General features: G+C 69.8%; 13 protein-coding genes and 1 tRNA gene. 6 read left to right on the top strand and 8 right to left on the bottom strand.

Annotation, left to right across the window (positions count from 1 at the left end; genetic code table 11):
• Positions 1-138: 138 nt before the first annotated feature.
• From OG408_RS19565 to OG408_RS19545, 5 genes are all read right to left on the bottom strand, one after another.
• Positions 139-1,599 carry a peptidoglycan D,D-transpeptidase FtsI family protein gene (locus tag OG408_RS19565; RefSeq protein ID WP_266780370.1) on the bottom strand — a complete coding sequence of 487 codons (1,461 nt, stop codon included), beginning with the start codon at positions 1,597-1,599 and terminating at the stop codon, positions 139-141.
• Positions 1,596-3,005: an FtsW/RodA/SpoVE family cell cycle protein gene (locus tag OG408_RS19560; protein ID WP_266780369.1), complete on the bottom strand. Its 1,410-nt coding sequence runs from the start codon at positions 3,003-3,005 to the stop codon at positions 1,596-1,598. Before OG408_RS19560 ends, OG408_RS19565 begins: the two co-directional genes overlap by 4 nt.
• A 23-nt stretch (positions 3,006-3,028) precedes the next feature.
• Entirely contained in the window at positions 3,029-4,528 is a 1,500-nt protein-coding gene (locus OG408_RS19555) for a Stp1/IreP family PP2C-type Ser/Thr phosphatase (protein ID WP_266780368.1), read from the bottom strand.
• 129 nt (positions 4,529-4,657) lie between these two features.
• On the bottom strand, positions 4,658-5,173 hold the full coding sequence (locus tag OG408_RS19550) for an FHA domain-containing protein FhaB/FipA (protein ID WP_266780367.1): 516 nt from the start codon (positions 5,171-5,173) through the stop codon (positions 4,658-4,660).
• A gap of 10 nt (positions 5,174-5,183) precedes the next feature.
• A complete protein-coding gene (locus tag OG408_RS19545; RefSeq protein WP_266780366.1) occupies positions 5,184-6,080 on the bottom strand; it encodes an FhaA domain-containing protein in 897 nt (298 codons plus the stop codon).
• Positions 6,081-6,394: 314 nt separating this feature from the next.
• On the opposite strand from OG408_RS19545, the gene OG408_RS19540 reads away from it, so the two are divergent.
• Positions 6,395-6,477 (top strand) — tRNA-Leu (locus OG408_RS19540).
• Between the two features lie 290 nt (positions 6,478-6,767).
• Here OG408_RS19540 and OG408_RS19535 read toward each other — a convergent pair.
• A complete protein-coding gene (locus OG408_RS19535) occupies positions 6,768-7,379 on the bottom strand; it encodes an FMN-dependent NADH-azoreductase (protein WP_266780365.1) in 612 nt (203 codons plus the stop codon).
• 124 nt (positions 7,380-7,503) lie between these two features.
• Here OG408_RS19535 and OG408_RS19530 point away from each other — a divergent pair, with 124 nt between their 5' ends.
• Positions 7,504-7,851 (top strand): winged helix-turn-helix transcriptional regulator, encoded by a 348-nt coding sequence (locus tag OG408_RS19530; protein WP_266780364.1) that lies wholly within the window; start codon positions 7,504-7,506, stop codon positions 7,849-7,851.
• Positions 7,852-7,899: 48 nt separating this feature from the next.
• On the opposite strand, the gene OG408_RS19525 is transcribed toward OG408_RS19530, so the two are convergent.
• Complete coding sequence (locus OG408_RS19525) at positions 7,900-8,364, bottom strand: MarR family winged helix-turn-helix transcriptional regulator (RefSeq protein ID WP_326671056.1); 465 nt, start codon at positions 8,362-8,364, stop codon at positions 7,900-7,902.
• Between the two features lie 87 nt (positions 8,365-8,451).
• Here OG408_RS19525 and OG408_RS19520 point away from each other — a divergent pair, with 87 nt between their 5' ends.
• From OG408_RS19520 to OG408_RS19505, 4 genes are all read left to right on the top strand, one after another.
• Positions 8,452-9,555, top strand: a complete 1,104-nt coding sequence (locus OG408_RS19520; RefSeq protein ID WP_285569807.1) for a hypothetical protein — start codon at positions 8,452-8,454, stop codon at positions 9,553-9,555.
• A gap of 218 nt (positions 9,556-9,773) precedes the next feature.
• Positions 9,774-11,225 carry a DUF2252 domain-containing protein gene (locus tag OG408_RS19515; RefSeq protein ID WP_285569804.1) on the top strand — a complete coding sequence of 484 codons (1,452 nt, stop codon included), beginning with the start codon at positions 9,774-9,776 and terminating at the stop codon, positions 11,223-11,225.
• A 59-nt stretch (positions 11,226-11,284) separates the two neighbouring features.
• Positions 11,285-12,313 (top strand): hypothetical protein, encoded by a 1,029-nt coding sequence (locus tag OG408_RS19510; RefSeq protein WP_326671053.1) that lies wholly within the window; start codon positions 11,285-11,287, stop codon positions 12,311-12,313.
• Between the two features lie 46 nt (positions 12,314-12,359).
• Entirely contained in the window at positions 12,360-12,704 is a 345-nt protein-coding gene (locus OG408_RS19505; protein WP_266780359.1) for a rhodanese-like domain-containing protein, read from the top strand.
• Between the two features lie 101 nt (positions 12,705-12,805).
• Here the strand turns inward: OG408_RS19505 and OG408_RS19500 are convergent, their stop codons facing one another.
• A complete protein-coding gene (locus OG408_RS19500; RefSeq protein WP_326671051.1) occupies positions 12,806-14,026 on the bottom strand; it encodes an acyl-CoA dehydrogenase family protein in 1,221 nt (406 codons plus the stop codon).
• Between the last annotated feature and the right edge of the window lie 38 nt (positions 14,027-14,064).

The raw sequence follows: 14,064 nt of genomic DNA, 5'->3' as shown, positions 1-14,064 counted from the left end.
ACCGCACCGGTGTGCGGTCCGGCGGTGTGCTGTTCGCGCATACGCTACCGGCCGCGCACTACGTGATCAGCCCGCAGCCCGTACCTGATATCCGACCGGTATCCCAACGTGCGGATATGGCGTCCGGCGTGACGGGCGTCACTTCTTGCTGTCGATGACCGCCTGCATGACCCTCTTCGCGATGGGGGCAGCCAGGCCGCCACCGGAGATGTCGTCGCGGGTGGCCTTGCTGTCCTCGACGACCACGGCGACGGCGACGGGGGAGCCGCTGTCGGTCTTCGCGTACGAGATGAACCAGGCGTACGGGTTCTCACTGTTGCCGAGACCGTGCTGGGCCGTACCCGTCTTGCCGCCGACGGTGACGCCCTGGATCTTGGCGTTGCTGCCCGTTCCCGACTCGACGACGGTCTTCATCATTTCCTGGAGCTTCTGGGCGTTCTCGGCCGACAGGGGCTGGCTGAGCTGCTCCGGCTCGTGGGTGTAGATGTCGTCCAGACCGGGCGACTGCCGCTTGGCGACCATGTACGGCTGCATCAGCTTGCCGTCGTTGGCGACCGCGGAGGCCACCATGGCCATCTGGAGCGGGGTGGCGCGGTTGGACGCCTGGCCGATGCCGGCCATCGCGTTCTGCGGCGGGTTGTCCTTGGGGTAGACGCTCTCGGTGGCGCGGACCGGGGTGAAGACGTCCTTGTTGAAGCCGAACTTATTGGCTTGGTCGATCATCTTCTGGTTGCCGAGGTCATCGCTGATCTTGCCGAAGACGGTGTTGCAGGAAATCCGCAGCGCTTCCCGGAGCGGGACGTTCTCACACTGGATGCTGCCCTCGTTCGGCAGGTCCTGGGTGGTCTGGGGCAGGCGGAAGGGCACCGGCGACTTCGTCTTGGCGTCGATGTCGGTGTAGAGCCCGTTCTCCAGGGCGGCGGCCGCGGTGACGATCTTGAAGGTCGAACCGGGCGGGTAGGTCTCGCGCAACGCCCGGTTGAGCATCGGCTTGTCCTTGTCCTTCTGGAGCTTCTGCCAGGCCTTGGAGTCCTTGTCGGAGTTGCCCGCGAAGGTCGAGGGGTCGTACGACGGGGTGCTGGCGAGCGCCAGGATGGCGCCGGTCTGCGGGTCGAGCGCGGCGACGGCGCCCTTCTTGTTGCCGAGCCCCTCGAAGGCGGCCTTCTGGGCGGCGCTGTTGAGGGTGGTGACGACGTTGCCGCCCTGCTTCTTCTCGCCCGTGAACATCGACATCGTGCGGTCGAAGAAGAGCTGGTCGTCGTTGCCGGTGAGGATGCCGTCCTCGATCTTCTCCAGCTGCGAGGCGTCGAAGGCCTGCGAGGAGTAGCCGGTGACGGGGGCCCACATGGGGCCGTCCTGCCAGACCCGCTTGTACTTGAAGTCGCTGCTCGTGGTCTCGGTGGATCCGGTGATGGACTTGCCGCCGTCCACGATGATGTTGCCGCGCTCGTGGGCGTACCGCTCGATGCGGACGCGGCGGTTCTCGTCGCGGGTGTTGAGCTCGTCGGCCTTCACGTACTGCAGGTAGTTGGTCCGTGCGAGCAGGGCGAAGATCAGGACGCCGCAGAAGATCGCGATCCGGCGCAGGGGCTTGTTCACGGTCGGACCACCTGGGTCATCTCGGCGTCGGAGGAGGGAGCGGGGGCCGGGGCGGGGCGGCGGGCGGTGTCGCTGATCCGGATCAGAATGGCGATCAGCGCCCAGTTGGCCAACACGGACGAACCACCGTAGGCCAGGAACGGCATGGTCATACCGCTCAGCGGGATGAGGCCCATGACTCCGCCGGCCACCACGAAGACCTGGATCGCGAAGGCGCCGGAGAGGCCGATCGCCAGGAGCTTGCCGAAGGGGTCGCGGGCGGCGAGCGCGGTGCGCACGCCCCGCTCGACGATCAGACCGTAGATCAGCAGGACGGCCATCATTCCGGCCAGCCCGAGCTCCTCGCCGACGGTGGAGAGGATGAAGTCGGCGTTGGCGGCGAACATGATCAGGTCCGAGTGGCCCTGGCCGAGTCCGGTGCCGAGCGTGCCGCCGGAGCCGAAGGACATCAGGGACTGGGCGATCTGGTCGCTCTGCTCCATCGTCGCCTTGGAGAACGGGTCGAGCCAGGCGTTGACGCGGTCCTGCACGTGCGGTTCGAAGGACGCGACGCTCACCGCGCCGACCGCGGACATCGCCAGACCGAACACGATCCAGCTGGTGCGCTCGGTGGCGACGTACAGCATGACGACGAAGAGACCGAAGAACAGCAGCGACGTACCGAGGTCGGTCTCGAAGACCAGGATCAGGATCGAGAGGGCCCAGATGGTGATGATCGGGCCCAGGTCGCGGCCGCGCGGGAGGTACAGCCCCATGAAGCGGCGGCTGGCCAGGGCCAGTGCGTCGCGCTTCACCATGAGGTACCCGGAGAAGAAGATCGCGATGAGGATCTTGGCGAACTCACCCGGCTGGATGGAGAACGGGCCGAGGCTGATCCAGATCTTCGCGCCGTTCACCGCGGGGAAGAACATCGGGATGACCAGCAGGACCAGGGCCGCAGCCATCGAGATGTAGGTGTACCGCTGCAGGATGCGGTGGTCCTTGAGGACCATCAGCACGGCGACGAAGAGAGCGACGCCGATCGCCGAGTAGAGAAGCTGCTTGGGCGCGTCCGGGCTGTACGCCCCGTACAGGTACTCCGCGCGCTGGATCAGCCTCGGAGACTGGTCCAGCCGCCAGATCAGTACCAGGCCCAGCCCGTTGAGCAGGGTGGCCAGCGGCAGCAGCAGCGGGTCGGCGTAGGGCGCGAACTTGCGCACCACGAGGTGGGCGACGCCGCCGAGCAGGATGAGTCCCGCCCCGTAGCCGAACATGCCCGAGGGGATCTTGCCGTCCATGGCAAGTCCCACGTTGGCGTAGGCGAACACCGAGATGGCGATGGCGAAGACCATCATCATCAGTTCGGTGTTGCGCCGGCTCGGTGCGTCGATCGCGCCGATCGTGGTCGTGTTGGTGACAACGCTCATGGTGCTGAAGGCCCCCTACGGCTTTACTGCTTACCGCACTGCGGGACCAGCTTCTTCTCTTCCTCCGAGAGGCTGGGACCAGGAGTGGGAGTCGCTGAAGTCTGCTTGGTCTTGGTGGTGCCGGACGTCGAGGACGTCTTGGTGGCGTCCGCGTCCGTACCGCCGGCCTGGCCCTCGTCGCTGGGGGCGTTCTTCTCGGCTGCGCGGCGCTGGGCGTCCTTCTTGCAGGCGGTGGCCTGCGCGGAGAGTTCGGTGATCTTCGCCTGGGCGTGCGCCAGGCTGCCCTCGGCGATCGTCGCCTCGACCTTCTCGCGCTGGTAGGGCGGGAGGTACTTGAGTTCGATCTCGGGGTGGTCCTTCTCGACCTTCGAGAGCGACACCCATGCGAGGTCCTGGCTGATGCCCCGGTACAGCGCGACGTTGTCGTTCTTCGCGCCGACGTAGAACTGGGTCTGGGTCCAGCGGTAGCCGCCGTACAGCCCGCCGCCGATGACGGCCAGGGCGAGCACGATGTACAGCGACCGCTTGAGCCACTTGCGGCCGCCGCCGGGCTTGACGAAGTCGTCGTCGGAGTAGGCCCCGAAGGACCCGTCCGGCATTCCGCCGTATCCGACGTCGTCACCGCTGCCGGGAGGGCCGAAGCCGCCCGAGGGCGGCGGGACGGGGCGGCCGAGGCCGGCCGCGCGTCCGGCCGGGGTCTCCATGGCGCCGCCGTCGTTCTGCTGGGCGGCCTGGTTCTCCGCGACCGCGCCGACGATGACCGGGGTGTCGTTGAGCTGTCCGGCCAGGGTGTCGTTGCTGTCGACGTCGAGGACGTCGGCGACGATGCAGGTGATGTTGTCCGGACCGCCGCCGCGCAGAGCGAGCTGGATCAGCTCCTGGATGGTCTCCTGCGGGCCCTGGTAGCTGGCGAGCGTCTCCTCCATCGTCTGGTGGGAGACGACGCCGGAGAGGCCGTCGGAGCAGATCATGTACCGGTCGCCGGCCCGGACCTCACGGATGGAGAGGTCGGGTTCGACGTGGTCGCCACTGCCCAGCGCGCGCATCAGCAGGGAGCGCTGCGGGTGGGTGGTGGCCTCCTCCTCGGTGATCCGGCCCTCGTCGACCAGCCGCTGGACCCAGGTGTGGTCCTGCGTGATCTGCGTCAGGACGCCGTCCCTCAGCAGGTACGCGCGCGAGTCGCCGACATGGACCAGGCCGAGCCGCTGACCGGTCCAGAGGAGAGCGGTGAGCGTGGTGCCCATGCCCTCCAGCTGGGGGTCCTCCTCGACCATCATGCGCAGCTGGTCGTTGGCCCGCTGGACCGCCGTACCGAGCGAGGTGAGGATGTCGGAGCCCGGCACGTCGTCGTCGAGCTGGACGAGCGTGGAGATCACCTCGGAGCTGGCGACCTCGCCGGCCGCCTGGCCGCCCATGCCGTCGGCGATGGCGAGAAGGCGCGGACCGGCGTAGCCGGAGTCCTCGTTGCCCTCCCGGATCATGCCCTTGTGCGATCCGGCGGCGAAGCGCAGGGACAGACTCATGCGCACCTCGCCCGTCGGTTCGGGGTACAGCCGGTCTCGAGCCACACTGCCCACCCTCCGGTCGGGAGCCTGGCCGGGTCCGTTGCCCGGACCGCCGCGGCTCGCTCGCTCCGCTCGCTCATTGTCGTACTACTTCCGCAGCTCGATGACGGTCTTGCCGATCCGGATCGGCGCGCCCAGCGGAACAGGCGTCGGGGTGGTGAGACGGGTCCGGTCCAGATACGTGCCGTTGGTGGACCCGAGATCCTCGACGATCCACTGGCCGTCACGGTCGGGGTAGATCCTGGCATGCCTGCTGGACGCGTAGTCGTCGTCCAGCACGATCGTTGAGTCATGGGCCCGGCCCAGGGTGATGGTCTGGCCCTGGAGCGCCACCGTGGTGCCGGTGAGCGTCCCTTCGGACACGACCAGCTTGGTCGGCGCCCCGCGGCGCTGGCGACCGGGCTGCTGGCGTTGCTGCGGCGGTGCCGCAGCGGTCTGGCGCGCCTGTGGAGGCCGCGCGTCGGCAGCAGTGCGGCGTGAGCCGCGCTGCGTGACGCGCGTTCCGAACAGGTCACTTCGAATGACCTGGACGGCCACGATCACGAACAGCCACAGAACAGCCAGGAAACCTAGCCGCATGACCGTCAGGGTCAGCTCTGACATTGCCCCCGCTTCACCCTTCGGCTTGCCGGTAAACGATGGTGGTACTGCCCACGACAATCCGCGAGCCGTCGCGGAGCGTAGCGCGGGTTGTGTGCTGCCCGTCTACCACGATGCCGTTGGTGGACCCGAGATCCTGGATCGTCGAGGGCGTTCCGGTCCTGATCTCACAGTGCCGACGGGACACACCGGGGTCGTCGATGCGCACGTCGGCGTCGGTGCTGCGTCCCATCACCAGCGTGGGGCGGGAGATCTGATGACGGGTGCCATTGATCTCGATCCAGCGTCGCACCTGCGTGTTCGGCAGGGGGCTGGGGGTGGCCGGCGGGCGCCGGCCGGGGCCCTGCGCTCCGGCATGCCCGGCGCCCGGCGGCGGGGCCGCGGGCATGGGCGGCGGGGAGCTGGGCGGGTATCCGTAGCCGCCGGGCGCCTGGGGCCGTCCCTGGCCGGGACGGGCGGGCGGTGCCGCCTGCTGCCCCTGGTGGTTCGGGAAGCCCTGCTGGGCGTGCTGGCCGGGCGGCTCCTGCTGTGACGAACTCGACGCCAGGGTGCGGCTGCGCACACGGTAGAGACCGGTGTCGAGGTCGTCCGCCTTCTCCAGGTGGACCTTGATGGGGCCCATGAAGGTGTACCGCTGCTGCTTGGCGTAGTCCCTGACCAGGCCGGAGAGCTCGTCGCCCAGCTGGCCCGAGTACGGGCTCAGGCGCTCGTAGTCGGGGGCGCTGAGCTCGACGATGAAGTCGTTGGGGACGACGGTCCGCTCGCGGTTCCAGATGGTGGCGTTGTTGTCGCACTCCCGCTGGAGGGCACCCGCGATCTCGACCGGCTGGACCTCGGACTTGAAGACCTTGGCGAAGGTGCCGTTGACCAGACCTTCGAGACGCTGCTCGAAACGCTTCATGACTCCCATGGGGCACCTCCTCCGGTGTCGTCGGCCCTGTACTGCTTACTGATCGTATCCACGCGTCGGGAAATCGGCTGGTTCCCCTTGTCTGCAGAGTGGATGAGTGTCCCCCCTCACACGGATCGTAGAGGTGGCCTCCTGACAGTGTCCCGCACCTTGGGTGCACTCAGGAGGAGTGGGGGGCGGCTGCTCCGGGTTCCCGGTTCCCTCCGGACGTTCGGCGAAACAAACGGATGTGAATCCACCCTGTCCAGCGTGCTAATCTTCCGTTTGTCGCCAGGCGCTCGCACCACAAGGGAGAGCTTGGAAACACCACTCATGCGCGAGTGGCGGAACGGCAGACGCGCTGGCTTCAGGTGCCAGTGTCCTTAGGGACGTGGGGGTTCAAATCCCCCCTCGCGCACAAGAGAGAAGCCCCACAGACCTCTGGTCTGTGGGGCTTCTTCTGTTGGGTCCGGTTCTTGCCGGGCCGGGCGGTTCCGGGGGCGGGGCAGCCCGGTTCCGGGGGTTCGGTTTCACGTGAAACGTCCGGAACGGGCAGCTGTGTGAGATACGGCGACTGTGTGAGGCGCGAGGAAGGGGCGGGGTCCGCGGACCCCGCCCCTTCCTCGTCTTCTGCGCCGTGCGCCCGTGTGGGGCTCTGCGCCCTGCGTACCGCGCCTCTGTGGGGCGCTCTGTGCTCTGCGCCAGTACTCAGGCGGCGAGGCGGGACGCGAGCGCCTTGGCCTTCTCCGCGGCGTCCGTGAGCGCCTTGGCGCGGGAGGTGTCGGCGAGCGGGATGAGCTCGGCCATCTGCGGGTTGGTGTGGGCCAGGGTGAGCTCCGGCACGATGAAGTCGACCTCGGCGGCGAACATGGACGTCAGCAGCTTCTCCAGGTAGTTCTGGACGAACTCGGCGTCTTCACGCGGGGTGCCCGCGGCGTACGAGCCGCCCCGGCTGGCGACGACGGTGATCGGGGTGCCGGCCACCGGGCTCTCGGGGCCGACGTTGTGGCCGACGATGATCACGTGGTCGAGCCAGGCCTTCAGCGTCGACGGAATCGTGAAGTTGTACATCGGGGCCCCGATCAGGACCGCGTCCGCGGCGGCGAGTTCCGCGGCGAGCTCGGCGCGCAGCGGGTGCTCGACGCCGGCGGCGACGGACTCCGCGTTGAGGTGCGGCAGGGGATCGGCGGCGAGGTCGCGGTAGACGACCTGCCCGTCGGGGTGCTGCTCGCGCCAGGTCTGCACGAAGGCGGCGGTGACCTCGCGGGACGCGGAACCCTGGGGGAATACGGCGGAGTCGAGGTGCAGGAGTGTGGCCATGGGGGTCTCCACGGTTCGGTGAGGGGCGGGCCGGTGCGGCGGGCCAATTTTTCGTGTGTACCTAGTAATAACATAGTGGCTTACGAATAGTAAGTCCCTCACGTCGACGCAGTACCCTGGGCGTATGGCGGATCACAGCGAGCAGGCGTGCAAGCGGGTGGACGTGGGCATCAGCCGCGTCTTCGAGCTGTTCGGTAAGCGCTGGACCGGGCCGATCGTCTCCGTACTGATGCAGCAGCCAGTGCACTTCGCCGATCTGCGGCGGGCCATTCCGGGCATCAGTGAGCGCATGCTCTCCGACCGGCTGACCGAGCTGGCGGGGGCGGGGCTGGTGGTCCGTGAGGTCGATGAGGGACCGCCGCTGCGGGTGTCGTACCGCCTGACGCAGGCCGGTGCCGCGATGGAGCCCGCGCTCAAGGAGCTGGGGAGCTGGGCGGAGACCCATCTGAGGAACGACCTCGGCGACTGCTAGGGCGGGCCTGGCCGTGGCGCTGCGCGGGGGCGCGCGGAGGGCTGTGGGTCAGTCCGCTGGCTGCTGCGGGCCTGCGGGGTCCCCGGCCGAGTTGTAGCGGAGCAGATAAGTGGCGAAGCTGGCCAGGTCTTCGGCGGTCCATTCCGCGAGCCGCTCCTGGTAGGCGGCCCGCCGGCTGGCCTGGGTCGAGGCCAGCGCCTGTGTGCCGGCCTCGGTGGGGTGAAGCACCTGGATGCGGTGATCGTCCGGATCCGGGTGGCGCTCGACCAGGCCCAGTTTCTCCAGGGTGCCGAGCTGTCGGCTGACCGTGGACTTGTCGAGCATGTAGTGCGCCGCCAGATCCGTGGCCCGGCAGCCGTGCCGGTCGTCGATGTGTGCCAGCAGGGTGTACGACACCAGGGGTAGCTCGGGATGGAGTCTGGCCGCGGCGGCGCGCGCCCGGCGGGCGAAGGCGGTCAGTTCGCGCTGGATGACGTCCAGCGACTCCTCGCGTTCTCCGGGGGTGCCTGGCATGAGCCGCCTTCCTCGAGTTCAGTTGTATAGTACAACGGAATGTGAGTTGTAAAAGCCAACCATCTGCCGTTCGTCTGGAGAGTTCCGATGTCCACAGGCCCGAGTGCCGCTGCCGGCTCCCATGCCGCCGCCCTGCGTCATGTGCTGAGCCATCTCGTCACGCCACTGCTGATGTGTGTGGGCATGGGGCTCGCCTATCTCGGGGCGTTCCACGCCCCGGAGCCGCACGATCTGCGGGTGGACGTGGTCGGTTCGGGGCCGAGTGCGCAGGTGCTGGCCCAGACCCTCCAGGACAAGGGGGACGGGGCGCTGAGCGTCCGTACGGTCCCGGACCGGGCCGCGGCGGTCGACCACCTGAGGACGCAGGACAGCTATGGCGCCTATGTGCCGGGCCGGAGCCCCGAACTGCTGGTGGCCACCGCGTCCTCCGACACCAGCGCGACCGTGGTGGAGAAGGTCTTCACCGAGGTGGCGGCGGGACAGGGCGCGCCGCTGAAGGTCACGAACACGGCACCCACCGCTGACGGTGACCCGACCGGGCAGGGGATCTTCTTCCTGCTGGTCGCGGTGAGCATCGGCTCGTACGCGTCCGTCGCCGTGATCGGCGGAGCGGGCGCGGTGCTGCCCCTGCGGATCCGGGCGGCGCTGGCCGTTGCCGCCTCGCTCGTGGTGAGCGTGATCGGGGCGGTGTTCGCCGGTCCGCTCTTCGGCCTCGTGGACCGCGGACTCGGGGGCCTGTGGGCGATGGCGTGGCTCTACGCGGCAGGCATTCTGCTGATCGGCGTCGGGCTGCACACCTTCCTCAAGCGGTGGACCACGCTCGGCGTCATGGTGCTGTTCGTCATGCTGAACTTCACCAGCTCCGGCGGCATCTTCCGGCCCGAGCTGCAGCCGGGGTTCTTCGGCGCACTGCACGCGTTCTGGAACGGAGCGGGCTTCGTCGAAGGTGTCCGCAGCCATGTGTACTTCGGCGGGCACGCCCTCGGCGGACATCTGCTGGTGCTCGCGCTCTGGTTCGTGGTGGGCATCCTGGCGATGGCGCTGGCGGGGCTGGCCGAGCGGAAGCGGCGGGTGGCCGTGGCGGCCACCGCACCGGCTGCGGGGGAGCGGCGGCGCGGAGAACAGGCCGGGACGGGGACGGAAACGGAAGAGGAGACGGAAGAGGAGATCGAGGAGGCCGTGGCCGTCTGACCAGGCGATTACGCAGCCCCTCGGCTGGAGGCGTCGGCTGGGTGTCGGCCTCGGCGGGAGTGCGGGGGCGGGCGTTTTCCACAGGTGTTCCGGCCGGCTGTCCAGTTGTCCACAGGGGCAGACGGATATCGGCGGACGGCGGTACCGTCATCGGCAGTTGATGTTGGACCGGGACGCCGGACGGTGGCGCCGGGCGAGGTCGGGGGAGGCTGCGCGCCATGAGCGAGAGCGAAGTGACCGTGCCGGTACAGCGGGCGGTCGAGGACGGTCCGCGCATTCCGGCCGTGCCCGGGTTCGCCCCCCGCAGGGGCGGGGCGGACCGGAGCGGGCCGTCGTCGTTGAGAGACGCCGGCAAGGCGCTGCGCGAGCGCGTGCCACGCTCGTCGCACGGCTCTCTGGTGCTTCCGTCGGGCCGGCCCGACGCGGTGCGGGCGGTCGAGGAGTCGAACCAGGGCCGGGTGCCGGGTCTGACGCCGATACGGGTGGGCCGGATGGCGGCCACGCCGTTCGCCTTTCTGCGGGGTTCGGCCGGGCTGATGGCCCATGACCTGGTGGGGACGCCCGTCACCGGGGTGGCCGCGCAGCTCTGCGGCGACGCGCACGCGGCGAATTTCGGGCTGTACGGCGATGCGCGGGGCAGCCTGGTCATCGACCTGAACGACTTCGACGAGACCGTGGCGGGCCCGTGGGAGTGGGACCTCAAGCGGCTGGCCACCTCGCTGGTGCTCGCGGGCCGCGAGGCCGGGGCGGACGAGGACACCTGCCGCAGGGGCGCCTACGACACGGTGGGCGCGTACCGGCGGACGATGCGGCTGCTGGCGAAGCTCCCCGCGCTCGACGCGTGGAACGCCATCGCCGACGAGGAACTGGTCTCGCACACGGACGCGCGGGACCTGCTCGGCACGCTGGAGCGGGTGTCGGAGAAGGCGCGCAACAACACGAGCGCCCGTTTCGCCGCGAAGTCGACGGAGGACTCCGCGGACGGCGGGCGCCGCTTCGTCGACGCGCCGCCGGTGCTGCGCCGGGTGCCGGACCAGGAGGCCGCAGCCGTGGCGGCAGGGCTCGGTGACTATCTGGGGACCGTTTCCGAGGACCGGGTGCCGTTGCTGGCCCGGTACGCGATCCATGACGTGGCGTTCCGGGTGGTCGGCACGGGGAGCGTGGGAACCCGGTCGTACGTGGTTCTGCTGCTGGATCACCGGGGTGAGCCGCTGGTCCTCCAGGTGAAGGAGGCCAGGCCCTCGGTGCTGGCGCCCTATCTGCCCGCCGTGGGCTTCGGCGTGCCGGAGGTGGAGCACGAGGGCCGCCGGGTGGTGCTCGGGCAGAAGCGGATGCAGGTCGTCAGCGACATCCTGCTGGGCTGGGCGACCGTGGACGGGCGGCCCTTCCAGGTGCGGCAGTTCAGGAACCGCAAGGGCAGCGTCGACCCGGCGGCACTCGCGGCCGACCAGGTCGACGACTACGGCCGGATGACCGGTGCCTTGCTGGCGCGCGCCCACGCACACAGCGCCGACCCGCGGCTGATCGCGGGCTACTGCGGAAAGAACGACGAGCTGGACGAGGCGGTGGCGTCGTTCGCGGTGACGTACGCCGACCGGACCGAGGCGGACCACGCGGAGCTGGTGCAGGCGATCGGGGCAGGGCGGATAGCCGCCGAGCTGGGGGTGTGAGGCCCCGTTCCGCCGACCGCGCGTCCTCGGCAGGCGGGCCGTGGCCATACGCTGGACGGGTGACCCACGAAGCCGCCGGGGTGCCGACCACCCGGAACGACGATGACCGGCAGGACGACGACCGGCAGGACGAGCAGACCGGCTCCCCGGCCGAGGCGCATGCGGAGGCCCCTGCCGGGGCGGCCGAGGACGCCACGGACGCTGCGGATGTTTCCGGGGCGGCTGAACCTGCCGACGGTGCTGCGGGAGCGGACGGCTCCGGCGTTGGCTCCGGCGTTGGCTCTGCATCCGGCTCCGGCTCCGGCTCAGGCGAGGCGCGTCCCGAGGCGCGGTTGGCGCATGCGGTGCGGGTGGCCGAGCAGGCTCTGATCGAGTTCGAGATCGCGGTGGAGACCTTCCGGGTCGAGGTCGAGAACTTCTCCCGGCTGCACCACCAGCGGCTGGGCCCCATGTACGCACGGCTGGACGAGCTCGACGCGCAGATCGCCGAGGCGCGGGCTGCCATGACGGGCGATCCCGAGGACCTGCGCAAGGCGCAGGACGCACGGTCGATGGTGATGCCCATGCCGGGCGTCGACGAGTTGTTCCATGACTGGATCGACTCCGACGGGCTGTCCCCCGAGGCGTCGGCCATGCTGACCGAGCAGCCGGTCCGGCCGCCGAAGCGTGTCCGGCCGACCGAGGAGGCGCGCAAGCTCTACCGCGAGCTGGCGCGCAAGGCCCACCCGGATCTGGCTCAGGACGAGACGGAGCGGGCCCGCCGGGACGAGTTCATCACCCGGGTCAACGGTGCGTACGGGCGCGGGGACGAGGCGCTGCTCAGGGAACTGGCGCAGGAGTGGGCGGCCGGACCCGCCCTGCCCGAGGCGGAGCTCAGCGAGGCCGACGAGCTCTACGCCCGGCTGAACTGGCTGACCCAGCGCAAGGAACTGCTGACGGTGCTCGCCCAGGAGCTGGAGCAGAGCGCGATCGGCGCCATGCTGCGGATGGCGCCGGACGACCCCGATCACCTGCTGGAGGAGATCGCCGAGCAGTTGCTGGGCGAGGTCTCGCAGCGTGAGGCCGAGCTGGCCGGTCTGGTGCAGTAGCGTTTCCGGAGACTTCGGTGCGCATTGACGAGAGAAGGCATGACCCATGAATTTCGCCCAGCTTCCCGCGGTCGACGCCACGGCGGTGCCGGCGGACGGCTTCGTGCTGGACGTCCGGGAGGCCGACGAATGGGCGGCCGGGCATGTCGACGGCGCCCTGCACATCCCGATGAGTGACTTCGTCGGCCGGTTCGGCGAGCTGACCGAGGCGGTGGAGGACGGCCGGCGTGTGCACGTGATGTGCCGGGTCGGCGGCCGGTCCGCCCAGGTCACCCAGTATCTGGTGCAGCAGGGCATCGACGCCGTGAACATCGACGGCGGCATGCTCGCCTGGGACGGTGCGGGGCGCCCGATGGTCAGCGACAGCGGTGACCCCGCGTTCGTCGTCTGAGACCTCGCTCTTCTTCAGCCCGGTTTCTTCGGTCCGGTTTCTTCGGTCCGGCTTCTTCAGCCCGGTTTCTTCAGCCGGGCCCGCTTCTTCAGAAGGGTTCCTCAGCCGAGGGGGTGGGCGGCCAGCAGGTCGCCCAGAGCCTCTTCGTGGGCTGCCGCCGGGCCGAGGGAGAGCTCGATCTGCTTCGCCCAGGCGTGGAAGCGGTGCAGGGGGTAGTCGGTGTCCGCGCCGAAGCCGCCGTGCAGGTGCTGTGCCGTCTGCACGACCCGGCGGACCCCGTCGGACGCCCAGATCTTCGCCACCGCGACATCACCCGCCGGTGGCAGCGCGCCCGCACCGCCGACTGCGATCCGCCAGGCCGCCTGCCAGAGGGTCACCTCCATGGCCCGCAGATCGATGTAGCGGTCGGCGGCCTGTACGGCGACGGACTGGAAGGTCGCCACGGGGAAGCCGAACTGTTCGCGCTTGCCGGTGTACTCGCTCGTCATGGCCAGTACGGCCTCACCGAGCCCCAGCGCGAGGGCGCACGTTCCGGTGGTGAGCAGGGAGTGCAGCCATTCCCAGGCGTCGGCGGCCTCGATCAGCTCGCTGCTCTCGATCCGTACCCCGTCGAGCCGTACCTCGCCGAAGAGTTCGCCGTTGGTGGAGACCTGCTCGGCGATGGTGACGCCGTCGTGGCCGCGGCGTACCAGGGCCAGGACGGCCCGGCCGTCCCCGGTGTGGGCGGGCACCGCGATCCAGTCCGCGGCCTGAGCCCACGGCACTCCCGACTGCACCCCGTCGAGCACCCAGTGCGACCCGCCGCCGGTCCCGTCACCGTTCCCGCTACCGGCGTTGTCGCCGTTGCCGCTGGTGGTGCCGCTGGGGGTGTTGCCGGTGGTGGTGCCGTCCGGCCTTGCGGTGACGGCGAGTTCGGCGGGGTCGTGGCCGGTGCGGCCGTTGGCCCCGACCGTGAGGACCAGTTCCCCCCGCCCGACGCCCGGCAGGAGCTCTGCCGCCAGAGCCCGGTCCCCGTAACGCTGGAGCGTCATCGCGACCGCGCACGTCTCCAGCAGGGGAACCCGGGCGAGTACCTTGGCGGACTCGCGGAGCACCAGGCAGAGCGCGACCAGGTCGAGGCCCGCGCCCCCGTGCTCCGGCGCCAGTGTCAGGCTCAGCAGGTCACCGGCGGCGAGACCGGCCCACAGCGGCCGGTCGATGTCGTCGGCCACCGCCCCCGGCACGAGCGCCGGACTGGGCACCGCATCAGGGGCGACGCCCGAGAAGACCGCTCGTGCCGCCTCTGTGGCTGCCTGCTGTTCCTCGGTGAAGGTGAAGTCCACTGTCCTGGCCTCCCGCGAACCGCTGCGCCCGTACCCGG

The organism is Streptomyces sp. NBC_01257, from assembly GCF_035917255.1.
Lineage (GTDB): Bacteria > Actinomycetota > Actinomycetes > Streptomycetales > Streptomycetaceae > Streptomyces.
Note: the sequence above shows the minus strand (reverse complement) of the source record. Positions and strands in the feature narration are given on the sequence as shown.

What these genes read in the sequence shown, in the direction of transcription:
- OG408_RS19525 (WP_326671056.1), bottom strand. Translation starts at nt 8,364, where the DNA reads ATGCCAGGCACCCCCGGAGAACGCGAGGAGTCGCTGGACGTCATCCAG.
- OG408_RS19505 (WP_266780359.1), top strand. Translation starts at nt 12,360, where the DNA reads ATGAATTTCGCCCAGCTTCCCGCGGTCGACGCCACGGCGGTGCCGGCG.
- OG408_RS19555 (WP_266780368.1), bottom strand. Translation starts at nt 4,528, where the DNA reads ATGAGTCTGTCCCTGCGCTTCGCCGCCGGATCGCACAAGGGCATGATC.
- OG408_RS19550 (WP_266780367.1), bottom strand. Translation starts at nt 5,173, where the DNA reads ATGTCAGAGCTGACCCTGACGGTCATGCGGCTAGGTTTCCTGGCTGTT.
- OG408_RS19535 (WP_266780365.1), bottom strand. Translation starts at nt 7,379, where the DNA reads ATGGCCACACTCCTGCACCTCGACTCCGCCGTATTCCCCCAGGGTTCC.
- OG408_RS19560 (WP_266780369.1), bottom strand. Translation starts at nt 3,005, where the DNA reads ATGAGCGTTGTCACCAACACGACCACGATCGGCGCGATCGACGCACCG.
- OG408_RS19530 (WP_266780364.1), top strand. Translation starts at nt 7,504, where the DNA reads ATGGCGGATCACAGCGAGCAGGCGTGCAAGCGGGTGGACGTGGGCATC.
- OG408_RS19515 (WP_285569804.1), top strand. Translation starts at nt 9,774, where the DNA reads ATGAGCGAGAGCGAAGTGACCGTGCCGGTACAGCGGGCGGTCGAGGAC.
- OG408_RS19545 (WP_266780366.1), bottom strand. Translation starts at nt 6,080, where the DNA reads ATGGGAGTCATGAAGCGTTTCGAGCAGCGTCTCGAAGGTCTGGTCAAC.
- OG408_RS19520 (WP_285569807.1), top strand. Translation starts at nt 8,452, where the DNA reads ATGTCCACAGGCCCGAGTGCCGCTGCCGGCTCCCATGCCGCCGCCCTG.